Origin of the sequence: Corynebacterium sanguinis (assembly GCF_007641235.1) — a bacterium.
GTDB classification, from domain to species: domain Bacteria; phylum Actinomycetota; class Actinomycetes; order Mycobacteriales; family Mycobacteriaceae; genus Corynebacterium; species Corynebacterium sanguinis.
In genome coordinates this window covers 719,982-743,197 of record NZ_CP038157.1, presented here as the reverse complement: position 1 = coordinate 743,197, position 23,216 = coordinate 719,982, and the positions used below count along the sequence as shown (strand labels likewise).

The window sequence follows — 23,216 nt, the reverse complement described above, 5'->3', positions numbered from 1 at the left end:
TGCGGTTCATGTGTTACCCAACGACAGGCAACAAGTGCCACAAGACCACCTGGGCCGGCTGCGGCCAGCACATCGACAGCGTTAAGGCCAACGTCCCCGCCAGACAATGGTGCACCTGCCCCCGCGACCAGCAGAGCCAGGGCGGAATCTTCTCCCGCCTCTTCGGATAGGAGAAAAGTCCCATGACAATCACAGTCATCATCGGCGGCGTCGCCGGCGGCATGTCCGCCGCCACCCGCCTCCGCCGCCGCGACGAGGACATGGAGATCATCGTCCTCGAGGCCTCCGGCTACGTTTCGTTCGCCAACTGCGGCCTGCCCTACCACCTCTCCGGCACCATCGAGCAGCGGCAGTCCCTGCTCCTGCAGACCCCCGAATCCCTCAACTCCCGCTTCAACCTCGACGTCCGCGTCAACACCCGGGCGACGAAGATCGACCGCGAGGCCCAGACCGTCACCACCGAGGCGGGCGACACCATCGCCTACGACTACCTCGTTCTCTCCCCGGGTGCCACCCCCGTGCGCCCGCCGCTGCCCGGCATCGAGCGAGCACTCAGCCTGCGCACCGTCGAGGACCTCGACGCCATCAAGTCCGCCGTCGAGGGCGCGAAGAAGGCCGCCATCATCGGGGGCGGCTTCATCGGACTCGAGGTCGCCGAAAACCTGGCCCACCGCGGAATCGCCACCACCATCATCGAGGCCAGCCCCCAGATCATGGGCCCGTTGGATCCCGAGATGGCCGCGATCGTGAAAAAGCACCTCGAAGACAACGGCGTGACCGTCCTGACCGATTCGGCGGCGTCCGAGATCACCGAGCAGGGTGTGACGTTAAATGACGGAACCACCATCGACGCCGACGTCGTCATCGCCGCGATTGGCGTGAAACCCGCCAGCACGCTCGCCTCCGACGCCGGCCTCGAGGTCGGCGAGCGCGGCGGAATCGTCGTCGACGACGCCATGCGCACCTCCGATCCGCGCATCTTCGCCGTCGGTGACGCCACCCAGAAACGCGACGCTGTCAGCGATGAGCCGACCTTGGTGCCGCTCGCGCAGACCGCCAACCGCCACGGCCGCTTGGTCGCAGACGTGATCACCGGCCGTGACACCGCCGCCCGCCCCGTGCTCGGCACGGCCGTTGTCGGCCTGTTCGGCCTGGCCGCCGCATCCGTCGGCTGGAACGAGAAGCGCGCCCGCGCCGCTGGCCGCAACGTGCGCACCGTCTACCTGCACCCCTCCAACCACGCCGGCTACTACCCGGGAGCGAGCCAGATCCACCTCAAGCTCGTCGTCGACGCGGACACGGATGCCATCCTCGGCGCCCAGGCAATCGGTGAGGACGGCGCCGACAAGCGCATCGACGTCATCGCCACCGCGATGCGCGCCCGTCTGACCGCCTCCGACCTGGCGGACCTCGAGCTCGCTTACGCGCCGCAGTTCGGTTCCGCGAAGGACCCGGTCAACATGGCCGGCTTCATCAACGACAACATCGCTGGCGGCGAGCGCACCGTGGCCTACCACGAGATCGAGCGCTACGTCGACGAGGGCTGGACGCTTATCGACGTCCGCACCCCCGGCGAGCACGCCAACGGCACCATCACCGGCGCTATCAACATCGAGCTCGACTCCCTGCGCGACCGCATCGACGAGCTCGCCGACGAGAAGGCGCTCGTGTTCTGCCAGGTTGGCCAGCGCGGCCACACGGCCGCCTCCCTGTTTGCCAACCGCGGCATCGAGGTCGCTAACGTGGGTGGCGGGTACCTCACCTGGAAGTTCGCTCAGGAGGCTTAGAATGAAATTGACCGAGGGGGAGATTAAGCCGTCGATAAGCAGGCTCAAGCGCGCCCGCGGCCAGCTCGACGCCGTCATCCGCATGATGGAGGAGGGGCGCGACTGCGAGGAAATTGTCACCCAGCTCTCCGCGGCGGACAAGGCGGTGAGCCGCGCGAGCTACCAGGTGCTGGTGACGATGATGAAGCGCTGCCTGGCGAGCGACGATCCGGACGCGCCGAACGTCGCCGACATGGAGAAAATGTTCCTCTCTTTCGCCTAGCGGCGGGTTAGGATAGGCGTCGTCATGAGACGTCTATTCGCCGCCGTGCTGCCTCCGGACGAGGTCCGGGAGCACCTTGTCCGCGCGCTCCGCCCAATCAGGGACCTGTCCTCAGAACTGAGGTGGACGGACCCGGACACGTGGCACCTCACAACGGCGTTCTACGGCAACCAACCAAATGACGCCGCCGCGGTGTCCGACCACCTCGCCCAAGCCACAGCTTTTCGACGCCCCTTGCGCCTCCACCTGAGAGGAGCGGGGGCGTTTGATCGTCGTACCCTCTGGATCGGGGTCGGCGGGGACAAGCCGCAGCTGCGCGAGCTCATGAGCGAGTGTTCGCTCGAGGAGGACCGCCGCCAGCGCGCGCACCTGACGGTGGCCAAGAAGTGCCACCGCACTCGCGACGCCTGGCTTATCGACGACCACTCCCACGCCCTCTCCGTCTACTGCGGGCCGGACTTCACCGTCGACGAGGTCCACCTCATGGAGTCGCACCTGGGTAAGGGGCGCGGTGGTGGACCGCGCTACGACATCGTGGACACCTTCTACTTGCGCTAGGAGGTTCGTGTGAACAGTTTTAGGGTGAAGTGCCCCGATGGGGCAGTAGCGGACGGAGATGGCCCGGGAACTGTCTTGCTGACGATGCTCCGAAATGCCGGATTGTGTTCGTCGAGGATCGTGCGCGCGCTGAATAAGATCACCGCCACTGCAACCCCGAACTGAAACCCGAGCATGTCCGCTTGCACGAATAAGCAGCCGATTGATCTCGCCCCGTCGGGTAGTGCGTACATCGACTACACGGCGCCCACCCGGGCGTGGAGCAGGACGGCGAAGGGAAGGTGCATGATCACCATGGGAAGTGCCGTTGAAGTTGATGGCCGCAGTCACACGTTTCGGCCCGTAGCAACCGTTCTCGGCGGTGAAGGTGGTTTTGATCTGCGCTGCCAGCACCGCATCGGCGACAAGGCGTTTCTGGCGAGCAGGGGCCGCCGATTTCCACTTGTAGTAGGAAGACCGGTTGATCTTGATTACCTCACATAACCGCTTGACCTCGTAGAGGTGCCGGTTGTCATCGACAAATCGGAAGCGGTTGACCAATTCTTCTCTTCCGCGAAATATTTAGCCGCCTTACGTAGGATCTCTCGTTCCTGCCTAAGCGTGGTGTTGTCGCATTCCAGCATACGGATACGCTCAGCATCGGACAGCCCTTCAGCACAAGTGCGTTCACTGTTGGCCGCAGCGACGGGACTGGCGACTTTCTCACCGTTGGCATCGGTCTTGGTACCGGTACCGAAAGTGTCAAGCCAGGTGCGCAACGAATTGCGGTTAACCCCGAGATCGGAAGCGATCGCGTTGATCGTGGCTCCAGGAGTCGACTCGTACAACGAGACCGCGTCACGCTTGAACGCCTCAGAATAAGTCTTGCGTGGCATGGTAGGAAACTACCTCACTTCCCCAGCAGAATGCTGGTTTCAGCGTGTCCACCACCAGGGGGTCAGGTCCGACAGGTTGATCAAATCGAAGTAAGCGCGCTAATCGTTTTCCCCGCAGGTGGGCTCCTTGGAGCTATCAGCTTGAAGCTACGGCGCTGTCGATCGTGGCGTCTCTGGTATCGGAAACGCGGCGGCACAACAGGTTGTGGTGCGCTGCGCGTGGACGTCGACAAGCATTAATGCCCCCCTGACGCCGCCTACTCGAGCGAACTTTCTCTTGCATGTGAGGGGGTTTAAGTTCATAGCGAACGCTTCACCACGGCCGGTACGCCCGCCACGAGGGAGTTCGCGGGCACATCGGCAGTGACCACGGCCCCCGCCGCGATCACGCAATTGTCGCCGATAGTCACCCTCGGCATCACCATCGCACCGGCGCCGAACCAGCAGTTATCGCCGATCGTGATCGGGTGGGCGATCTCCCATCCTGCGGCGCGCTTGGCGTGGTCGTCCACGGGGTGGCCCACGGTGATCAGTTGACACCCGGGTCCGAAAAGCGTTCCAGCCCCGATGGTCACCGGCGCGATGTCGAGGATGACGCAGTTGAAGTTGAGAAAGCAGTCCTTCCCGAACCTCGTGTTTACCCCGAACTCGAGGTGCAGCGCTGCCCACACCTCGGGGACATGCTCGCTATTGGGAAAGATGCGGCGCAGCAGGTCGTTGGCGGGGGAAGTGTTGGCCTGCGCATTGAACTCGCGGAGAAGCTCCCGCATGGCCTGGTGCTGGGCGCTCGCCTCTGAGTCGTCGGGCAGGTACCAGCTACCGGTGGGGTACATGCTCAGCGCCGGGTGAAGATTGCGAGCATCGATGCCGCAAGCACCACCAGCGGGGCAGCCCACGTGCCCTCGGAGAGGATGTACGCCGCAACCACCACGGCGACCACGACAGCGGCGACGACGGCCACGTTGAAATCTCTGGTCATGCGGCTCACGCTACCAGTAGCGGTAGGTTGAGGGCATGCTTATCGACGCCTCCGCCCTGCCCCGGCCCCCTAAGCGTCTCATGCCGGGGGTGGTGCACCTGCCGAACTTCCTGCAGCTCGAGCAGCAGGCGGAGTTGGTTGTGCAGACGCGCGAGATCGCGCGCAGCGTCGCCGGAACCCCGGTGGCGATGCGACGCCCGATGGTTGGAAAGGGCCAGATGAAGGCGCACCTGCTCTCCTTGGGGTGGTTCTGGGCGACGAACCCCTACCGGTTGGTCCGACAGGTGGATGGCTACGCCGTGCCGCCGGTCCCGGACAACTTCCAGGACATCGCCGATCAAGTTCTCGCCGCCGCCCGCGAGGTCGATGAGGCGGTGGGGGAGACGATCCGCGTAGAGACGGCTCTGGTGAACTTCTACCCGCCGGGCGCCGGCATGGGCGAGCACGTCGACGCCGAGGAAGAGGCCGAAAACGCGGTGGTGAGCCTGTCCATCGGCGACGACACCCTGTTTCGGATCGAGGGCCGCGAGGTGTTGCTCATGTCGGGCGACGCCCTGGTCTTCGGCGGACCCGCGCGCCGGGCCCGCCACGGCGTTGCCGGGGCGCGAGCAGGCACCGGTCCGAACGAAACGGGCCTGAAGGAGGGCAGGATCAACATCACGATGCGCCAGGTGCACAGATAAGGTGAGAGAGTATGGAACGCATTGCGGTAGTCACGGGCGGATCGGCGGGAATCGGCGAGGCGAGCGCACGCGCGCTGGCGGCGGACGGGTGGAAGGTCTACGTCGCGGCGCGGCGCTATGAGCGCTGCCAACGCATCGCCGAGGAGATCGGGGGTGTGGCGGTTGAGTTGGACGTGACTGATCAGGGCAGCGTCGACAAGCTGGCGGCGAAGCTGGAGCGCGTTGACCTGCTGGTCAACAACGCGGGCGGTGCGAAGGGGGTCGACTACCTGCGCGACGCCGACGAAGAGCGCTGGCGCTGGATGTACGAAACCAACGTCTACGGCACCGTGCGGGTGATCAAGGCGCTCTACCCGGCGCTGCTTGAGGCCAGCGGACTGATCATCAACATCGGCTCGGTTGCCGGCACCGACGCCTACAAGGGAGGCTCCGGCTACAACGCCGCCAAGTTCGGGCTGCGCGGCCTCACCCGTGCCCTGCGCCGCGAGGAGGCGGACAACCTGATCCGCGTCACCGAAATAGACCCCGGCCGGGTGGAGACGGACTTCGCGCTCAACCGGCTCGAGGATGAAGAGGGCGCCGCCGCCGTCTACGAGGGCAAGCTCAACCTCACGGCCGAGGACATCGCGGAGACGGTGCGCTGGGTCGCCAGTATGCCGACGCACGTCAACATTGACACGCTCAGCATCATGCCGCTGGACCAGGCGGAACGCTAGTTGCTCGCACTGGTTGGAGTATGGCTGGCGGCGATCGCCAGCCCGGGGCCCGACCTGTTCCAGATCATCCGGCTGGGCTCGAAGTCGCGCGCTGCGGGCGTGGCGTGCGCGATCGGCATCATGATCGGCAACGCAATCTGGATCATCGCCTCGCTGGTCGGCCTGAGTGCGCTGCTGCAGGCGGTGCCGGACATCCTGGCCGTGTTGCAGATCGTCGGCGGCGCCTACCTCGTGTGGATGGGCCTCGGGGGCGCGACGCTACCGCACCGGGTGGTCAACACCTCCGGGGCGCTGCGCACGGGGATACTCACCAATCTGTCCAACCCCAAGGCCGTGCTGTTCTTCGGTGCGGTCTTCGCCCAGTTCGTGCGCCCCGGCATGGGGGCTGGGGCGATGGTGGCCATCGCGCTCACGCTGATCCTCATCGGACTCGCGTGGTTCGTGTTCTTCGCGCTCGCCGTGCGATGGCTGGTGCGGCCCATTGAAAAGTACGGCCACATCATCGACATCGTCAGCGGCATCATCTTCGTCGCGCTGGGCGTATGGATGCTGTGGGAGGGATTTGTCGGATTGAGCAGCTAAGCTACATGCTCATGGACGTCGACATCAGTTCGGACTCGATCAAGCTCGGGCAATTCCTCAAGCTGGCCAACCTCGCCGAATCAGGCGGCCACGCCAAGGAGCTCATCGCCTCCGGCGAGGTCTCCGTCAACGGTGAGGTTGTCACATCGCGGGGGCATTCGCTTGGCGACGCCGACGTGGTCTCCGTCGCCGGTACCACCGCCACAGTCATCGCCGGCGGCGGTGGCGACGACGACTACTTCGACGAGCGCACCGCCAACGACGATTTCGACCCGGAGAAGTGGAGGAACCTGTAGATGCCCGCTTTCCAGGCGCTCGAGGGAATGCCGTACTGGCAGGACCTGCTCACCTCTGATCTGCGCAAATCCAGCTACTTTTACTCAAAGCTGCTCGACTGGGAGGTCTCGCAAGACTCCTACGCCGTAGCACGCATGCAGGGCCTGCCCATCGCGGGTTTCGTGCCCCAGGAGGAAAACGGCTGGGTGGTGTACTTCCTCACCCGAGACGTCGACGGGATCACTCGCGCGGTGCAGCAACGCGGCGGGACCGTGCTCGCCACCGCTGAGGTTTCCTTGGGCCGGATGGCGCTGTGCGCGGACCCCGCGGGCGCGGTGTTCGGCGTGATCCACCCGGCCGGCGAGGACCAGTTCGTCGCCGCCGGCGAGCCCGGCACCCCGGTCTGGTACGAGTACATCGGCGCGGAGGAAAGCCTCATCGACTTCTACGCGGACCTGTTTGATTGGCAGGTCAACCGCTCCGAGGGCTACTACACGGCCACGGTAGAGGGCGCCGCCGTGCTCGGCATGCGCGTCGACGACATCGAGCAGGGCTTCTGGGGTGTCTACCTCGGGGTGGACAACGTTGCCCGCGCCAGCCGCGGCGTTGCCGAGCTCGGCGGCGAGGTACTCATCGCGCCACACATGTCCCCGTTTGGCCCGCTGACGGTGATCGCCGACTCCACCGGCGCCACCGTGACCCTGTGCGAGATCGATCCGCCGGTCGCCGACGACGAGGTGGGCGAGGCCGACTCCGTTCTGGACCTCTAGTCAAGGAAAAATGCACGTGAAAAAGCTTGTGGCGGCGCTGGTCGTGATGTGCCTCGCCGCGGCGCCGGCCCACGCCTATCAGGTCGACCCGAGCTACTCCAGCGACCGCACCGCCCTGGCGGTGGTGCGCCCGGCCGGGAGCTGGTCGGGCTCCGACAACGCGCTCGAGGAGCGCCCGGCACTGTCGCTGTCGAAGCTCTACCTGGGGTATTGGGTGCTCTACAACGGCACGGAGGAGGACAAGGAGCTGGTCCAGGACATGATTGCTGTCTCCCACGACGGCTACGCCCAGCGCCTGGACCGGAAGTACCCAGAGGCGATCGATGAGATCGCGGAAGATTTCGATCTGACCGAAACCGCCCGCTACGGGTCGTGGGGCCGGACGGTGACTTCGGCCTACGACGTGGCAAAGTTCGTCACCGACATCCTCTGGGACCCGCGCGCCAAGCCGCTTCTCGACGGCATGATCGACAAACCGGAGACAGCCCGCGACGGTTTCGAGCAGCTCTTCGGCGTGGCCGATCTGGATAACGTGGGGGGGATTAAGTCGGGGTGGTCCGACGACAGGGTATCGCAAACCGGCAGCGTCGGCTTCGGTGAAACCGACGGTGATGTCTGGGTGGTCGCCGCCTTGACCTGGGGCGACGCCAGCGACAACACCGAGGACGTCCGCGCAGGAATAATCGAGCGCGAAGATCCGGAGTCGCAGTTCCAGCTCACACGGGAGAGCTGGACTCCCGGCGAGCCGGCACCGGTGGAAATTACGAAGCTGGACCTGACGTAAGGAAGTCGGCGACGTCGCTGATCCTGCGCCGTGCCTCGGCAGGTGTGGAGATCTCGCCGGTGGAAAAGTACTCGCGGCCCGGCCCAGTTCCTTTGGGCACCTGCACCAGTGCGCCCTCGGGCGCGTCCGACGAATCTCGCGGGAAGCTGACAATCGTGCGACCCGCGCTGGTGGCGAACACGTCGAGGTGCAGCCACGCCACCACTTCGGTCGCACCCTGGCTCCGCGCGAACTCGATGGCCGGCTCGACGAGCTCGCGGCTGTCGACATCGACGATTACCGCCCCGGACAGCTCCGCCGCGCCCGCGACCTCCGGCTGCCACGCAAACTCGCGGGCGCGCGGCCCGAGCGGGGTGCGCGCGACAACCCACACGCCCGACGAGTGGCTCGGGCGCAGCAGCGGCCCGAATTCGGTGCTCTCGAGGCCGACCTCGCCGGCAAAGGCGACGCCCGGCATCGCATGGTCGACGGCGGAGCCCAGCATCAGCATCGCCGCGTGGGTCAACCGGTCGGGAAGGAGCGCGAGGTAGCGGTCCAGCTCTCCCGCATCCGAGGGGCGCGGGTACGTCGCGTCCATGTAGGAGACGATCTGCTCGAGCTGCAGCTCATCTGGAAGGGTGCGCTTGACGCCGCCGACGTTGAAGTCGGGGTTGGACTGGTCGTTGATGGGGTAGTCGTCGTCAAGCGAGCCCTGCTCAAGCTTCGATGTCACCAAATCTGCACCCGATCATTCGGCGCCACCCACACCGCGGAATCCTGCGGCACGTCGAAGGCCTCGTAGAACTCGGCGATGTTGCCGGCAATGACGTTGCAGCGGAACTCGTTGGGCGAGTGCGGGTCGATGGCGAGCAGCTGGGCCGCCATTTCCGGGCGCACCTTCGAGCGCCACACGCGCGCCCACGCCAAGAAAAGGCGCTGGAAGCCGGTGAACTCGCCGTCGAGGTCGTCGAAGGCGAGCGCGGGGCCGTCGTCAAGCCCGTGCTCGGCGAGGTACATCTTGTAGGCCACCACCGCGATGCCGAGACCGCCGAGGTCGCCGATGTTCTCGCCGAGGGTGAAGTCGCCCTTGACCCCCGAGACGCCCTCGCGGCCCTGCAGAACGGAGGGCACGAGCCCGTCGAACTGTTTGACCAGCTTCGACGTGAGCTCCTCGAAGCGCTCGCGGTCGGCGTCGGTCCACCAGGAGTTGAGGTTGCCCAGGCCGTCGTAGCGCGAGCCCTGGTCGTCGAAGCCGTGGCCGATCTCGTGGCCGATCACCGCACCAATCGCGCCGAAGTTCTCCGCCGCGTCGGCCTTCGGGTCGAAGAACGGGGGTTGCAGGATCGCCGCAGGGAAGGTGATGTCGTTGACAACCGGGTTGTAGAACGCGTTGACCGTTTGCGGAGTGGTCACCCACTGGTCGCGGTTGGCGGGCTTGCCCAGCTTGGCCACGTGGAAATCGTGCTCGAAAGCCGCGCCCGTGCGCACGTTGTCCACGAGGGCAGCGCCCGAGGGGTCAAACTCGAGCTCCTCAAAGCTGCGCCACTTGTCCGGGTAGCCGATCTTGGAGGAAAACTGCGCGAGCTTCTCCAGCGCGCGCGTGCGCGTCTCCTCGCTCATCCACTCGAGCTGGCTAATCCGATCGCGGTACGCCTGAATCAGGTAGTTAACCAGCTCCAGCATCATCTCCTTCGACTCGGGCGGGAAATGCTTGGCGACGTACTTTTGACCGATCTCCTCACCCACGAGCGACTCTGCAAGGCTGACTCCGCGCTTCCAGCGGTCGCGCTGCTCCGGCGCGCCGGAGAGCTTCGTGCCGTAGAAAGCGAAGTTCGTCTCCCCGATCTCTTCCGTGAGCACACCAGCGCGGGAGCGCAAGATAGTCCACGCGCCCCACAACTGCCAATCCGCCAGCGTCTCCGGGCGCAGCATTCCGGCCAACGCCTCGGTGTAGGAGGGCATCATGTTGATGATGGTTCCGCCATCGACACGCGCGCCGCGCAGAATCTCCTGGATCAGCGGCGGCAAGTCCGCGAAATCGACCGGGTTGTAGGTGGCGATTGCGTCGCGCGAGCGCACCACATCCCAGTGGCTCGCCGCGATCTGGATCTCCATGTTGACGATCCGCTCCGCCGCCACCACAGCCGGCAACCCGAGCAGGTGGGCGGGGCCGAGAAACTCGAGCATGGTGGCCACGTGCTTGCGGTACTGCGTGAGCAGCTTCGCGTGCTGGGGCTCGCGGTAGTACGCCTCATCCGGAAGCCCGAGACCGCTTTGCACCAGGTAAGCCACTGACTCTTCGCTGCGGGAGTCCTTCTCCACCCAGAACGAGATCGGGCCTCCGGTGCCCTCGCGCTCAAGCACGCCGAAATTGCGCGCCAGTTCCGCGATGTCGGCGACCTCGAGGCGCTCGAGATCCCGGTTCAGCGGTTCGATGCCGGCCGCATTGACCGCGGCGGTGTCCATGAAGGACTGGAAGATGTCGCCGCCGCGGCCGGCGCCGTCGCTCAGCAACGCACGCACGTCTTCTTCGGCCTTGTCGCGCAGGGCGTAGAAGGCGCCGTCGATGCCGCGGTCCGCAGGGATCTCGTGGTCTTTCACCCACTGGCCGTTGACTAGCTCAAAGAGGTCGTTCATACCACCACTCTATTCCTTCTCCTCCTCGGGATCACGGATCTTCATCTCTCCCGGGCTCCACCAGCCCCACCGCGAGTGCACGCTGTAGTCGATATCGGCTTCTTCCGGCGCATCACCCTGCGAATTCGTCCGCAGCTCGTACTTGGCAATGGAACCCCAGTCGCGGGCCCAATCGTTGGCCAGGTAGCCGGGGATCTCGTAGGAGTAGTTCACCGCCTCCGCGGTGGCCAGGGCACCGCCGCCGAGGAAGTCCATGAACCCGGAGAGCTGCTGCTTGCCCGGCGCGTCCGGCATGACGCGGAACTCGGGGATCTCGGTCACGCCCGCGTAGTGGTTGAACGTGCGCTGGCAGGGGTACTGCAGGGCCACCGACCAGTCCAACAGGCCCGGGGTATCGGCGTCGAACACGTCACCGAGCGGGGCGAGAGTCGGCACGCGCAGCGGGGTGACCGCCATCCAGTCGCGCTCGGCCAGCGAGTCGTCCTCGCCGACGAGACGGACCACGTCGGCGTCCTCCGGCAGGTCCTCAATGGGGTAGCGCAGGTTGCGCCACGCGAGCTTCGGGCCCTGGTCGAGCATGACCACATCGCCGAGCTTCTCGACGCCCCCATCAGCGCGCCTCTTTCCGTACTCGAGAACCAGGTCGGTGCCGTCCTGCTCGACCCCGTTGATGTCCTTGTGCGCGATACGCCCCGCCACCGAGGTGACCAGAAGCGGGGCGTCCTCGGTTGCCTCGGGCAGCTCGAACCAGGCGGATTCGAGGTACGCCGAGCCAGTGGCATCATCGGCGTAGGAACCCATCACGGGGACCCTGTTGTAATCCAGGTTGAACGGCAGGCGCACAGTCGAATCGTTCACGCCGCGCAGGGAATCGGCGCGGTTGCCCTGCGTGTTTGTGCGGCTGGTCGACTGCTCCCTGTCCGTTTGGTCATTCTGCGTGTTCTGGTTTCCGGTCTGCGTGTCGATGGAAGCCGCCGTGGCGTTGTCGTTGGCGTCCGTGCGCGCGTCCGTATTCGCCGCGATCGAGTTCTCGGGCACGATCGACGACGGCACGCCGTCGGGGTAAAAACCACGGTTGTCGTCGGAATCGAGCGATTCAGCAAGCGGCACTCCCAGCGGGGTGAGGAAGGAGTCGTTCGTGTCGGTCTCCAGCAACACATCCGCGCCGAGCGCGCAGTGGTTGCCGCCGAACGTGCGCACGTTGCCCATCCCCACCGAGTAGGCGGGCGCCTGGTCCACGAAGGCCTTGATAAACGTCAGGCAAGAAAACGCAACCATCAGCACCGCGAAGACAGCGATCGGTGCGGACACCACCCCGGCGAAGCGCCCGCCGTCGACACGTTGCTGGTTGCGGGTAAAGGACTGGAAGATGCCGATCACGAACAGCAGCAGGGTGATCAGCAGCATGATCGTATTCGCCTCGACGCCCTTGAGCTGCACCGTCTTGTCCCACCACGGCACGCCGAAGGAGGACACGTACCACCAGGCGTTCCAGCCGGCGAGCGTGAGCGACATGATGAACGCCACCGCCGCGAGCGCCAGCGTGCGGTTGCGCGCCGAGCGCAGCGCAACCTGCGACAGCACGACCGCCCCGAGCGCCGCCGCGGCGCCGCCCAGGCCCGCGTAGATACCGAAGTGGTGGGTCCACTTCGTCGGGGTGAACATGAGGAAGAACGTCGACAAGCCGACGATGAGCAGCAGGCGCTGGGTCGGGCCGGGTGCCGCGCCGGGGATCTTGTTGAAGCGGAACAGCGCCCACAGGATCAGGCCGATGCTGAACAGGAAGATGAAGGTGGGGAAGCGGCGCGTCATCGAGCCGTCGACAGTCTGCTCGAACAAGGTGCCGTAGCGCACCCACTCCGAATACCACTCTAGCGCCGGGCCCACCGCCGAGCGCACCGAGGTGGCCTCGAGCACGGTTGCCAGGGTCTGGTCATGAAACACCGGCACCATCACGGCGAAGCCCGCGCCCAGGAAGGGGGCGATGTACGCCAGGCGCGGCGCGGCATCGAGGCGGCTGTGCATGATGCGCAGCATCGACGGCAGCGAGACCAGAAACACGCCCACCGCCGAGAGGCCCGTCGGGCCGCAGGCCAGCGTAAACGCGGCGAAAATCGTGCCGATCGCCGCGGGGAACAGGCGATTCGTGGCAATCGCGCGCTCGAACGATGCCCACGTGGCGATCAGTCCAAGGGCGATGATCGGCTCGGGGCGGGTGCCGTTGTTGTAGGGCAGCCAGAACGCGAGGAAGACAAACGCCGCTGTCCAGAAGCTCGCGCGCCGGGACTGGCCCAGGCGAGGCAGGATCTCGCGCGAGAGGATCCACCACGTCAGCACTCCGGCGATCAGCGTCGGCAGGCGCATCCACATCGACGCGGTCGAGACCAGGGAAAGCCACGACAAGATGTCGTAGAAAGGCGAGCCGAACGGTGATTCCGGCACGCCGTACCAGCGGTAGTAGTTGGCCATGTAGTCCGACTCGTTGGCCACCCGCGCCATCGTGAGCAGGTAACCGTCGTCGGAGGTGTTCGCGCCGAAGACGTGCCAGAAACCAAGGATGGTCAGCACCAAGGCGTCGAGCGGCTTGAACGTGCGCCACTCGCGGCTAAAGAAGGGGAAGCGCTTGCCGTCGAGGCCGTCGAGGCGCCACAGCGCCCACAGCGCGACCGCGGTCGAGGCCAGGCCGATCAGCATCGCCGCGAGCTTTGCTACCGACGGCGTGGAGGTGAAGCGCGAGTTGATGTCTACCTGGGCGCCCAGGCCGGCGTCGACAAGCGCCTGCGTATCGCCCTCGAGCTCGGTGTAGAGCCCGGTGACCTGGGGGCGCAGGTCGTCCTCGGTGTCTTCCGCGAACTTTGTGCCGGGGATCTCCGCGGCCGTGCCGTCGGGTGTTGCGCGCACCACGAGTTGCGCGCCCGCCGGCAGGTCTGCGACCTGCTCCGGCGTGAGCTCTAAGATCACCTCGTTGACCGAGGTGACCACAATCCCGCCCTCCGGCGAGGTGACAAACAGGCCCCTGTCCGTCGCCTTCGTCGAGGAGGTCGGCAGCGTGCCCACGATCAGTGACTCGCCCTCGCGCAGGGCATCGATGGACTCGGCGACCGGGACGGTCACCTCTAGCTGATCCGGCGCCAGCGAAATCAGCGGGGCGTTGACCGAGGACAACGAGGCGTTCTGCGGCCAGTTCAACTGCGACTGCACCTGGTTGACCGGCAGGAACGGCGTGAGCAGGAAGCTCACGAACGCGAGCAGGCCGGACACGATGGTAATGCGGGAGTAAACGAGGGCAGAGGTTTTCACGTCGTTGGACCTTACTGTGCTAGTCATCGGTTGCGGACCACCACCACAAAGGGGCCGATCTGTTCCGAGTCCCACGCGGGGGAATCAAATGACGCCGGGTTGAAGTACAGTCGCTCGTAAACCATGTTCGGTTCGTTGGGGAAAATGTCGTGCCCGACGTGGGTCTTGAGTGGTTCTTCCGGGTCGTCGAGGTTGCCGCGGAAGACGAACACGTCGGGGGCGCGCCACCGGGCGGAATCGAGGGCCTCGAGCATGGCGTCCGGGTCTTCGAGGTCGTCGTAGGATCCCTCCGCCCAGCGCGTCAGCTCGTCGACGCGCAGGTCGTACTCGCCGAGTGGGTTGGCGTAGTGGCTGGTGAAAGCGTTGAACCCGTAGTAGGGGTGAATGGCCATGAAGTTAATCTCGTCGGTTTGCACCACCGCGTCCTCAGGCTCGTAGCCGTGCTCGGAGATGTAGGCACTGATGTCGGCGTAGTAGCGGCCCGCATCCGGCGGGAAGCGGTCGGCGCGCTCGCCGTTGCCGTCGGTGTCGGCGTACGCTTGGTCGATGTGGGCCTGGTTCTGCCCCGGGATCTGCTGGACATAGGCCAGCCCAGCAGCCACAGCCAAGATGGTCGCGGCTGCCGCCGCGCCCGGCGACGGCATCTCAAGCAAGTGCAACGCGAGAATGCCGGCGGTAGCGAACAACAGCACAATAAGCACCTCGAGGCGGAACCCCAGCAGCGTCGTTCCCACCAGGGGCGTCACCATCGAGGCCAGCGCCCACGCGTAGCACACGGCGATGGTCACTGTGAGGCCGGTGGCGAAGAAAGTGCGGATCTTGATGCACAGGTAGAAAAGGCCCAGCAGGCTGAGCAGCCCGATGAGGGAGAAAGTGAAAAACGGCAGTGGGAACGCAGTGCCCCAGACGGGCAAAAAGTGGTTCGCCGTGGAACGGGCCTGGTAGTCGCCGAAAACGAGGGCGTACAAGTACGGGCCCCACGCGATCAGCGCGATGAGGATCGAGCCAACGCCCATCACCACCAGGTGCTTGATCGGCTCCCACGAGCGCTTGTTTACCACGTAGTACACCACCGCCAGCACCACGACGGACAACGCGGTAATCGCGGTGAACAGCGTGTAGAACGTTGCCGACAGGCCGAGGTACACGGAAAGCGCCGCCGTGGTTGCCCACGAACCGTTCAGCGCCGTGCCCGCGGCGACCGCGGCTGCCGGCACAAACATGGCGACGATCGCCGCGTACGGCTCATCTGGTGTTTCGGTCAGAACGATCGCCGTGGTGGCCAGCGCGATCGCGGCAGCGACGGGAAGCGAGCCAGTCAGCGCGCGCCACACAGGGGTTAGCGCCGCCGCAGCCGCGGCCAGCGACACCAACGCCCACGGCTGGTACACCGCCCAGCCATCCATGCCCACCGCGTTCGCCATTCGTCCACCCAGCCAAAACCACCCGATGGGGTAGAAGGTGGGCAATCCGAAGTAGTTCATGTCCTGGTTGGACATGGTTTCGGTCATCCGCGACAAGAACTGTGTGCGAAATCCCTGGTCAACCTGGATGCCGTCGAGATAGAGACGCGTGGCCGCGAGCGGGATACCGAGGGAGGTGACCACGAGGCCTGCCGGTGCGAGCGTGGCGACGGCTTCTGTCAGCACCGTCCGCCAACGGGGGCGCACGCGTGACGACGCTCCGTCCCGCCACCAGGCCCACAGCAACACCGCCGTGATGGCGAGGAGCACCATTGAAGATGCGGTGGCCAGAGCCCGGGTGACCATGGAGGTGTTAAACGCGGGCAGCGACATCCTGTGGAGCGCTACCCACGCGAGAAAGGTGGCCAGTGCCCCGGCGACCACCGCTGCCGCCACCCGCCACGTCACCGCGGGTGCTGGCAGTGCGTCGGGCCGGTGGCCTGCACCTACACTGCGAGTGTCTGTCATGGGTAACAGTGTGTCATACCCACGCGACGCTTTAGCTCAGGGCGAACACTCCCACTCCTGTGAGCGACCGGCCCAGCGTCAGCTGGTGCACTTCGTCAGTGCCCTCGTAAGTGCGCACAGCCTCGAGGTTGGCGGCGTGGCGGAAGGGGGAATAGTCCAGGGTCGCGCCGTTGCCGCCGAGCATGGCGCGGGCGCCGCGGGCGACGTCGATGGCCATGCGAGTGTTGTCGAGCTTGCCCGCGGAGATGATTTCCGGGGTGAGCTTGCCCTGATCCGCGAGACGGCCGATGTGGATGGCCGTGTGAAATCCCTTGTTGATGCCCACGGCCATGTCGGCGAGCTTGACCTGGGTGATCTGAGAGTGGGTCAGGGGCGCGCCGAACTGGGTGCGCTCGGAGGTGTAGTCGAGGGCTGCGTTGAAGCTGTCGCGTGCGGCGCCCAGCACACCCCAGGCGATTCCATAGCGTGCCTCGTTAAGGCACTTCAGCGGGCCCTTCAGTCCCACCGCGGAGTCGGCCGGAAGGAGCGCGGACTCCGGAAGGCGGACGTTGTTAAGGTCAATGTCACACTGGACGGACGCGCGCATGGCAAGCTTTTGCGTGATCGGGGTCGCGACAAAACCCGGGGTATCGGTGGGAACGACAAAACCGCGCACTCCGCGTGCGTCGCCCACTTCGCCCGTCTGCGCCCAGATGATGGCCACGTCGGCGAGGTTGGCTAGGCCAATCCACCGCTTCATGCCGTTGAGCACCCAGTCCCCGCCGGGTTCCTGGATGGCGCGGGTGGTCATGCGCGCCGGGTCAGAACCGGCGGTCGGCTCAGTCAGTCCGAAGCAACCGACTGCTTCACCGGAGGCGAGGCGCGGCAGCCACTCGCTCTTTTGTTCCTCGGAACCGTGCTTGTCAATCGCGCTCATGGCGAGAGAGCCCTGAACCGAAACAAAGGTGCGCAGCCCGGAGTCACCGGCCTCGAGCTCCTGAGCGGCCAGGCCGTACTCGACCCGCGAGCGCCCCGGGCAGCCATGGCCCTTGATGTACATCCCCAGCACACCGAGTTTGCCGAGCTCGTCAATGATCTCGCGCGGGAAGTGCGCGCTGTCGAACCATTCGGCAATGTTCGGCCGGATCTCGGAGTCAACGAACGCACGCACCTTCAGGGCGGTCTGTTTTTCTTCCTCGCTAAATGAGCTGTGAAGGTTGGTCACGTCCACTCGCCCGAGAAAAGAATCCGAGGTGCGGGATAGTCCCTCGAGGTAGGCAACGGATCCGGGTGTGTTTGCTGCAGACAAGGGAAATGCCATCCTTTCGCACTCGAAAACAATTGGGTTAGAAGCTAAGCCTACGCATTATCGGGGCGGGGATGTGCTGCAGCACGAACGAGATCGGACCGAAGGCCTTGTGCACGAAGACGCTCCGCTGCCCTTCGAGCGCGGCGGACACCGCCGCTTGGGCGACGTCCTCCTTGTTCACGGTTAGCGGGGCCTCGCCTAAGCCCTCGGTCATCTTGGTGCGCACTTGGCCCGGGCGCACGACAGTGACGCGCACTCCGGAGTCGCGTAGTGCCTCGCCGAGCTGGAGGTAGAAGTTGTCCATCCCGGCCTTGGAGGCGCCGTAGACGAAGTTCGAGCGGCGCACCTTCTGTCCCGCCACCGAGCTCAGCGCGATGATCGTGCCATGGCCCTGAGCCTTGAGGTGCTGGCCGAGCAGCACGCCGACGGACAGGGCCGCGGTGTAATTGATCTGGGCGGACTCCACGGCTGCGGCGTGGTCCTGCCACAGTTGCTCCTGGTCGCCGAGGGTGCCGAAGGCGACGACGGCCACATCCACGTCTCCGTCCTGGAAGGCGGCGTCGATGACGTCCGGGTGCGAGGAGACATCAAGCGCGTCGAAGTCGACCAGGCGCACCTGGCCCGCGCCGGCGGCCGTGACGTCGGCCACGGCGGCGTCGATACGCGGCGAATCTTGGCGCGCGGCGAGGGTGACGGTGGGGCTGCCGCCGCGGGAGGCGAGCTCGCCCACGATCGCTAGCCCGATCTCCGAGGTGCCGCCGAGAAGAAGAATGTGCTGTGCTTGTCCTACTGCGTTGAGCATGAAAGTGACTCCTTTAGTTGAGCTCGAGGCGGCGCGACATGTCGGACGCGAAGACGCCATTCGGGTCGATGTTGCGGCGGGTCTCAAGCCAGCCGGCGATCCCCGGGTACATCGCGTGGAACTTCTCAGCCGAGGTGCGCGACTCCTTGGCCAGGTAAAGGCGGCCGCCGAACTCCATGACCTGCTCATCCAAGCGGTCGAGGAAGTCGCCCAGGCCGGAACGGATGGGGAAGTCCACGCACACATTCCAGCCCTTCATCGGGTACGACAGAGGGGCGCGGTTGCCCTCGCCGAACAGCTTGAACACATTCAGCGCGGTGTAATGGCCGGAGGATTGGATCTGGTAGATGATGTCCTTGAACGGCTCGACGGCGTCGGTGGGCACCACGAACTGGTACTGCAGGAAGCCCTTGGAGCCGTAGCCGCGGTTCCACTCGCCGATCAGATCCAGCGGCTGGTAGAACTGCGTCAGGTTCTTCACCTGGTTCTTCGCCGGCGCGCCCATGCGGTAGTAGGCCTCGCCGATGGCCATCAGGGACAGCTTGTTCATCGTCCACGAGGGGAAGATGTCCGGCACCGTCATTAGCTGCGGCGCGTTGAACTTCAACGGGTCCTTCGCCAGCTTCGGGGCGTACTCCTCGAGCTGCGCCAGGGTGGCCAGCGAGCCGCGGGAAATAGTAGAGCGGCCCGTCTTCGGCGGCGCGGAGATCGCGTCGAACCACGCGGAGGAGTAGGTGTAGTTGACCTCGGAGCCGTCGGAGTGCGCCGCGATCGTCTCGTCCAGGGTGTCGGTTCGCGCGGTGTCGGCGATGAAGTAGGCCGTCTCCGTGCGCGTCATCAGGATCCGCGCGCGCAGGATGATGCCGGTCAGGCCCATCCCGCCGACGGTGGCCCAAAATAGGGTGCCGTCCGGGTCGTCGGTGCTGCCGTGCGGCTCGAGGTGCAGCACGCGCCCGTCGGCGACGAGCAGCTCCATGGAGACGACGTGGTTGCCGAAGGAGCCCGCGGAGTGGTGGTTCTTGCCGTGGATGTCCGGCCCGATCGCACCGCCGATGGTGACCTGACGGGTGCCCGGCAAAACGGGGACCCACAGGCCGTACGGCAGGGCGGCCTTCATCAGCTGGTCGAGGGTCACGCCCGCGTCGACGTCGACAATCGCGGTCGACGGGTCGATGGAGTGGATGCGGTTCAGCGGCTGCATGTCAATCACGAGGCCGCCGCCGTTTTGGGCGGGGTCGCCGTAGGAGCGGCCCATGCCGCGCGCGATGATGCCGCGGCTCGCGGCGGCCTTGTCGTCAGCGACCTGCGCAACGGCGCGCTTGATCACCTCGACGTCCGGGGTGGACAGCACATGGGCGGTCGACGGTGCGGTGCGCCCCCACCCGTAGAGCGATTCAACGTCTGTGTGTAGTTGCATGCGCTCAAGCCTAGTCGCCCGCTAGAGGTCCATGAGTTCACGAATCTCCGCGGGAAGCTCCTCCTGGGACGAGATCACACCGCGGCCCGCCGCCTTGTGCTCGCGCAGGATGTCGTAGACGCGGGTGCGCGAAGCGCTGTCGAGAAACGGCAGCTCTTCGGCGAAGAGGCGGATCATGAAGTCGGACAGGGGCGCCTCGACCCGCTGCGCGGCCTCGTGGATTGCGTGCGGATCATCGCCCTTGTAGTGCTTCCTCATGGTGGCCAAGTCTACGCCAGCGCTAAGCTGGGGCGACATGAGAGGCAGCGAGCACAGCGAGTACAGAGCGCCCGTGTTCGACCTCGCTCTGCTGCGCCCGCGCTCGGGCAGCCGCTCGACGTTCATGCTGCGCGTCTCCGTGCACGTCGGCGACGAGGAGGCCTACCGCTACCTTGGCATCGACGAGGCGAGCTCGCTTCACGACGTCTCCCGCGCCGTCGCCACCGCCTTCGGCCTCAGCGCGCAACCCGCGGGTTTTACCACCGAGCCAGCCGAGCCGCGGCCGGATACAGTCATCGACCCCGCCACCACGCTTAGCGACGCCCTCACCGGCGCCCGCACCACCATCTACTACCACTGGGGCCTGTGGCGCTTCGACCTCGAGCTCGTCGAGGCCTACCCGCGTGACGACGCTACCCCGCCCGCCGTGTGCATCGCCGGCTCCGGCGCCTTCGGGACGGAGGGGCTGAACATCTCCGAAATCAACCGCGACCTGATCGGCGAGGACATCGCCGCCGACGTGCTCAAGCTCACCCGCGCCGAGGTGCGCGATGTCGTCGCCCGGACCTCGATGTACGACTTCGTGCTCCTGCTCAAAGCTCTTGACTTGGGGCGCGAGACGGACCTGCCGGCGTCGGTGAGGGCGTCGACAAGCAAGCTCCCGCGCGAGCGGACCGCGGCGGGGCGAGACGCGTTTTGGGCCGTGGTGCTGGCGCTGGCTTGCTTCGCCGATGCCGAGACGACCGATAGCATCATCACCAGCACATATGCCTCGCTCGGCCACCCCAAGCTGCCCGCGCGGAAGGTGCGCCACAAATGCGCCGGATCGCTCGTGCGTCTCGCCGCGATCGGGGCCTATGGGGCGTCCGAAGTGGCGCCGGTGGAACGGCTGGATACCTTCCGCGCGCTGCTTCGTGGGTAGGATTGTTGCCCGTGTCTATGGAAGAAGCCCCGGCCAGTTACCTGACTTCAGTGAGAAGGCAGCTCGTGCCGTTTCTCATCATTGGCGTCGGTTGCGCCGTGGTCGACTTCGGCATTACCTACGGGCTGACCGAGCTCTCGCCGCTGTCGCGCGACTTGTCCAAGGTGGTGGGCTGGTGTTTTGGCACGCTGATCGCGTACGTGCTCAACTCGCGCTTCGCCTTCCAGGCCGCGGTGACGGTGAAGAAGGCGGGGGCTGTTCTGCTTCTCTACGCCTCCACGTTCGCGGTGCAGGTGCTGCTCTACAACATCACTGAGGGCCCGCTGATCGCGCTCGGTTTTGTCAACCCGTGGAAGGACGCGACCTCGTTTGTCATTGCCCAGGGCGTAGCGACGGTGACCAACTTCGTGCTCCAGCGCCGGGTGATTTTCAAGGAGGAGACGAAGATCGTCGCCTCCGCCGAGCCGCGCCGGTTTACGGACGACGGAAATCCTCCCGTGCCCCCATCCGCAGTAACCTAAGCCACTGGGCAAACTCGCGCGGGTTTTTGCGCTGCAGCAGGAAGAACCAGCCGAAACGCACCACTTCCTGCAGCTTCATCTTCCGCATCCCGCGCTGGTTGATGATGTATCCGCGGTTGCGGAACGTGAAGTAGCGCTTCGTCGGGTTGTCCGGCCACTGCGCGTGGGCCCTGCCGCCCATGATCGGGTGGAACTCGCCCGAGCCGTCCGGGTGCAGGTAGGACGCGGTCAGCGCGGTGCCGTAGCGCAGCCCCGACTGGGCCAGCCTGCGGTGGTACTCCACCTCGTCGCCGCGGATGAATAGGCGGTAGTCGGGCACGCCGATGCGCTCCATTGCTTGCGAGCTGATCAGCGCGCCGTTGAACAGCGAGGCGTACTGGGGGAGGAAATCGCCCTCCAGCTCGCTTGTGTGTCGCTTCCAGCTCAGGCCCTGGCGCAGCGGGAACGCTAGTTTTTCGGGGTCGTCCAGGTTGGCGACGATCGGGCTGACCTGGTGTAGGTCGTGGGTGGCCGCGACGCGGTAGAGCTCGGCGAGGACGTTTTCGTCGGCTGGGCGGCCGTCGTCGTCCGCGCACCACACGGCGTCCGCGCCCAGCGCCAGGGCATGCAGGAAGCCGTAGGCGAACCCGCCGGCGCCGCCGAGGTTGGTGCGCGACGGCAGGTATACGCCCTTGTCGGGGCTGACCTCGTGCAATAACTCCTCCACGGCGGGCTCGGCCCCGTTGTCGACCACGATGATCCACTCCACCGGATGGGTCTGCGCGGCGACCTGGCGCAGCGAATGGCGCAGCAGGTCGACGCGCTTATGCGTCACGATCACAGCCGCAGTCGTTCCATCCGCGCTCAAGCTCGAAGTCATAGATTCTATTGTGCACCAGGGAACCCGCGCCGGGCCCGTCGGACTCTAATAGGGCATGACGCTTTTCGACGGCATGACCAACGCCACCCCCTGGCCCATCAAGAGCACGCCGGGCTCGGGCTGCGAGCAGATCTCGGCGCGCCACTTCCTGCCTACCAGCGCGCTTCGCCCGACGTGGACAGTGCTTGCCGACGCCCGCACCCACCCGCGCTCGATCGAGTACGGCGCGCCCGCCGCCGCCCGCGCCTTGGCGCTGGCGGTGGAGCACCCGGAGTCCATCATCGTGGGCCACAGCGCGCTCGCCGTCTACGGCCTGCCGCACCTCGTGAAGGGCTGGGACACCACGCTCTGCTTCCCCGGGCGGCGAACGCGACGGGCGACGCGCTGAGCGCGACCATCACACGGCGCGGCTGCCGCGACAGCGAGGCGTGGGCGCTGATCATTAACGGCTACCCCTTCCGCGTCGCAAACCCAGCCGTCGCCACCTGCGGCGCGCTCAAAGCTATCGGTGGCGATGAGCTGGAGAGCATTCAGCTTGTCGACGCCGCCATGCGCCACCTCTCGGTGACCGCAGTCGAACTCCGCGACGCTGCGCGCTACCGCGTCAACGGCCGGTGGCTGGAAAAGATCCTTTCCCAGTCCAGCCCTCTCGCAGACTCGCCGAAGGAGACAGAGATGCGGCTGCTCACCGTGCAGATTGCTCAGCGTTTCGGCCTTAGTTTGCAGCAGCAAATGCCCCTCTACAGTGGTTCGCGCCTGGTCACGATCTTCGACCTCGCGCTTGTGGAGCCGAAGATCGGCCTCATGTACGACGGCTCACACCACTGGGAGTACGACCAGCGGCAAAAGGACTCTCTAATCAACCTCGATGCCACCGCGCTCGGGTGGACGCCGCTGCGATTCTCCTCGGGGACGTTGCCTCAACTGCCCGAGAGGCTGAGCGCGCTGCTTCGCGCGAATGGTTTTAGGGGTTAGGTTGTGGGGTTTGGGGTGGTGAGTGCCAAATGTTGCAGAGGGCGGGTTTGCCACC

The 23,216-nt window shown here is 65.7% G+C and carries 25 protein-coding genes and 1 pseudogene; 14 read left to right on the top strand and 12 right to left on the bottom strand.

Annotated elements, in window-relative coordinates; translation table 11 throughout:
- Nucleotides 1–8: 8 nt before the first annotated feature.
- From E3227_RS11520 to thpR, 4 genes are read left to right on the top strand one after another with little or no spacing between them, the layout of a single operon-like run.
- The gene (locus E3227_RS11520; RefSeq protein ID WP_170228621.1) at nucleotides 9–170 is read left to right on the top strand and encodes a hypothetical protein; all 162 of its coding nucleotides are present in this window, start codon (nucleotides 9–11) and stop codon (nucleotides 168–170) included.
- 12 nt (nucleotides 171–182) lie between these two features.
- On the top strand, nucleotides 183–1,787 hold the full coding sequence (locus tag E3227_RS03690; RefSeq protein ID WP_144317579.1) for an FAD-dependent oxidoreductase: 1,605 nt from the start codon (nucleotides 183–185) through the stop codon (nucleotides 1,785–1,787).
- 1 nt (nucleotide 1,788) lies between these two features.
- Nucleotides 1,789–2,049, top strand: coding sequence for a metal-sensitive transcriptional regulator (locus tag E3227_RS03685; RefSeq protein WP_144317578.1), 261 nt, complete (start codon nucleotides 1,789–1,791; stop codon nucleotides 2,047–2,049).
- Between the two features lie 24 nt (nucleotides 2,050–2,073).
- The gene (thpR, locus tag E3227_RS03680) at nucleotides 2,074–2,607 is read left to right on the top strand and encodes an RNA 2',3'-cyclic phosphodiesterase (RefSeq protein WP_144317577.1); all 534 of its coding nucleotides are present in this window, start codon (nucleotides 2,074–2,076) and stop codon (nucleotides 2,605–2,607) included.
- Nucleotides 2,608–2,886: 279 nt separating this feature from the next.
- On the opposite strand, the pseudogene E3227_RS03670 reads toward thpR, so the two are convergent.
- The 3 genes and pseudogenes from E3227_RS03670 to E3227_RS11440 all read right to left on the bottom strand — a co-directional run.
- Nucleotides 2,887–3,482: pseudogene (locus E3227_RS03670) on the bottom strand (transposase); the annotation flags it as partial.
- 299 nt (nucleotides 3,483–3,781) lie between these two features.
- Nucleotides 3,782–4,315, bottom strand: coding sequence for a sugar O-acetyltransferase (locus tag E3227_RS03665; RefSeq protein WP_144317574.1), 534 nt, complete (start codon nucleotides 4,313–4,315; stop codon nucleotides 3,782–3,784).
- Between the two features lie 2 nt (nucleotides 4,316–4,317).
- Nucleotides 4,318–4,461, bottom strand: a complete 144-nt coding sequence (locus tag E3227_RS11440; protein WP_006839161.1) for a hypothetical protein — start codon at nucleotides 4,459–4,461, stop codon at nucleotides 4,318–4,320.
- 35 nt (nucleotides 4,462–4,496) lie between these two features.
- On the opposite strand from E3227_RS11440, the gene E3227_RS03660 reads away from it, so the two are divergent.
- The 6 genes from E3227_RS03660 to E3227_RS03635 are packed head-to-tail and all read left to right on the top strand — an operon-like array spanning nucleotide 4,497 to nucleotide 8,272.
- On the top strand, nucleotides 4,497–5,144 hold the full coding sequence (locus tag E3227_RS03660; RefSeq protein ID WP_144317573.1) for an alpha-ketoglutarate-dependent dioxygenase AlkB: 648 nt from the start codon (nucleotides 4,497–4,499) through the stop codon (nucleotides 5,142–5,144).
- Between the two features lie 11 nt (nucleotides 5,145–5,155).
- On the top strand, nucleotides 5,156–5,860 hold the full coding sequence (locus E3227_RS03655) for an SDR family oxidoreductase (protein WP_144317572.1): 705 nt from the start codon (nucleotides 5,156–5,158) through the stop codon (nucleotides 5,858–5,860).
- Nucleotides 5,861–6,442, top strand: a complete 582-nt coding sequence (locus E3227_RS03650; protein WP_144317571.1) for a LysE family translocator — start codon at nucleotides 5,861–5,863, stop codon at nucleotides 6,440–6,442.
- A gap of 5 nt (nucleotides 6,443–6,447) precedes the next feature.
- Complete coding sequence (locus E3227_RS03645) at nucleotides 6,448–6,738, top strand: RNA-binding S4 domain-containing protein (protein WP_144318583.1); 291 nt, start codon at nucleotides 6,448–6,450, stop codon at nucleotides 6,736–6,738.
- Nucleotides 6,739–7,488 carry a VOC family protein gene (locus tag E3227_RS03640; RefSeq protein WP_144317570.1) on the top strand — a complete coding sequence of 250 codons (750 nt, stop codon included), beginning with the start codon at nucleotides 6,739–6,741 and terminating at the stop codon, nucleotides 7,486–7,488.
- A gap of 10 nt (nucleotides 7,489–7,498) precedes the next feature.
- Nucleotides 7,499–8,272 (top strand): hypothetical protein, encoded by a 774-nt coding sequence (locus E3227_RS03635; RefSeq protein WP_144317569.1) that lies wholly within the window; start codon nucleotides 7,499–7,501, stop codon nucleotides 8,270–8,272.
- On the opposite strand, the gene E3227_RS03630 is transcribed toward E3227_RS03635, so the two are convergent.
- From E3227_RS03630 to E3227_RS03595, 8 genes are read right to left on the bottom strand one after another with little or no spacing between them, the layout of a single operon-like run.
- Nucleotides 8,250–8,984 carry an alpha/beta hydrolase gene (locus tag E3227_RS03630; RefSeq protein ID WP_246062734.1) on the bottom strand — a complete coding sequence of 245 codons (735 nt, stop codon included), beginning with the start codon at nucleotides 8,982–8,984 and terminating at the stop codon, nucleotides 8,250–8,252. The two genes, E3227_RS03635 and E3227_RS03630, sit on opposite strands and share 23 nt — an antisense overlap.
- Nucleotides 8,981–10,888, bottom strand: coding sequence for a M13 family metallopeptidase (locus tag E3227_RS03625; protein WP_144317567.1), 1,908 nt, complete (start codon nucleotides 10,886–10,888; stop codon nucleotides 8,981–8,983). Before E3227_RS03625 ends, E3227_RS03630 begins: the two co-directional genes overlap by 4 nt.
- 9 nt (nucleotides 10,889–10,897) lie before the next feature.
- Nucleotides 10,898–14,215 (bottom strand): arabinosyltransferase domain-containing protein, encoded by a 3,318-nt coding sequence (locus E3227_RS03620; RefSeq protein WP_144317566.1) that lies wholly within the window; start codon nucleotides 14,213–14,215, stop codon nucleotides 10,898–10,900.
- Nucleotides 14,212–16,119 carry an arabinofuranosyltransferase gene (locus E3227_RS03615; protein WP_246062733.1) on the bottom strand — a complete coding sequence of 636 codons (1,908 nt, stop codon included), beginning with the start codon at nucleotides 16,117–16,119 and terminating at the stop codon, nucleotides 14,212–14,214. The genes E3227_RS03620 and E3227_RS03615 overlap by 4 nt, the downstream gene beginning before the upstream one ends.
- Before the next feature lie 31 nt (nucleotides 16,120–16,150).
- Nucleotides 16,151–17,407 carry an acyl-CoA dehydrogenase family protein gene (locus tag E3227_RS03610; protein ID WP_311197365.1) on the bottom strand — a complete coding sequence of 419 codons (1,257 nt, stop codon included), beginning with the start codon at nucleotides 17,405–17,407 and terminating at the stop codon, nucleotides 16,151–16,153.
- A gap of 37 nt (nucleotides 17,408–17,444) precedes the next feature.
- The gene (dprE2, locus tag E3227_RS03605) at nucleotides 17,445–18,209 is read right to left on the bottom strand and encodes a decaprenylphospho-beta-D-erythro-pentofuranosid-2-ulose 2-reductase (protein ID WP_136649915.1); all 765 of its coding nucleotides are present in this window, start codon (nucleotides 18,207–18,209) and stop codon (nucleotides 17,445–17,447) included.
- Nucleotides 18,210–18,222: 13 nt separating this feature from the next.
- On the bottom strand, nucleotides 18,223–19,626 hold the full coding sequence (gene dprE1 / locus E3227_RS03600) for a decaprenylphosphoryl-beta-D-ribose oxidase (protein WP_144317564.1): 1,404 nt from the start codon (nucleotides 19,624–19,626) through the stop codon (nucleotides 18,223–18,225).
- Nucleotides 19,627–19,647: 21 nt separating this feature from the next.
- Nucleotides 19,648–19,884 (bottom strand): hypothetical protein, encoded by a 237-nt coding sequence (locus tag E3227_RS03595; RefSeq protein ID WP_144317563.1) that lies wholly within the window; start codon nucleotides 19,882–19,884, stop codon nucleotides 19,648–19,650.
- A gap of 37 nt (nucleotides 19,885–19,921) precedes the next feature.
- On the opposite strand from E3227_RS03595, the gene E3227_RS03590 reads away from it, so the two are divergent.
- Both E3227_RS03590 and E3227_RS03585 read left to right on the top strand, forming a co-directional pair.
- The gene (locus E3227_RS03590) at nucleotides 19,922–20,806 is read left to right on the top strand and encodes a plasmid pRiA4b ORF-3 family protein (protein ID WP_144317562.1); all 885 of its coding nucleotides are present in this window, start codon (nucleotides 19,922–19,924) and stop codon (nucleotides 20,804–20,806) included.
- A gap of 17 nt (nucleotides 20,807–20,823) precedes the next feature.
- Nucleotides 20,824–21,327 carry a GtrA family protein gene (locus E3227_RS03585; RefSeq protein WP_136649929.1) on the top strand — a complete coding sequence of 168 codons (504 nt, stop codon included), beginning with the start codon at nucleotides 20,824–20,826 and terminating at the stop codon, nucleotides 21,325–21,327.
- Here the strand turns inward: E3227_RS03585 and glfT1 are convergent.
- Entirely contained in the window at nucleotides 21,281–22,186 is a 906-nt protein-coding gene (gene glfT1, locus E3227_RS03580) for a galactofuranosyltransferase GlfT1 (protein WP_144317561.1), read from the bottom strand. The genes E3227_RS03585 and glfT1 overlap by 47 nt on opposite strands.
- A 55-nt stretch (nucleotides 22,187–22,241) precedes the next feature.
- On the opposite strand from glfT1, the gene E3227_RS03575 reads away from it, so the two are divergent.
- Nucleotides 22,242–22,574 carry a hypothetical protein gene (locus E3227_RS03575; RefSeq protein ID WP_144317560.1) on the top strand — a complete coding sequence of 111 codons (333 nt, stop codon included), beginning with the start codon at nucleotides 22,242–22,244 and terminating at the stop codon, nucleotides 22,572–22,574.
- A gap of 161 nt (nucleotides 22,575–22,735) precedes the next feature.
- A complete protein-coding gene (locus E3227_RS03570; protein ID WP_144317559.1) occupies nucleotides 22,736–23,161 on the top strand; it encodes a hypothetical protein in 426 nt (141 codons plus the stop codon).
- Nucleotides 23,162–23,216: the final 55 nt, after the last annotated feature.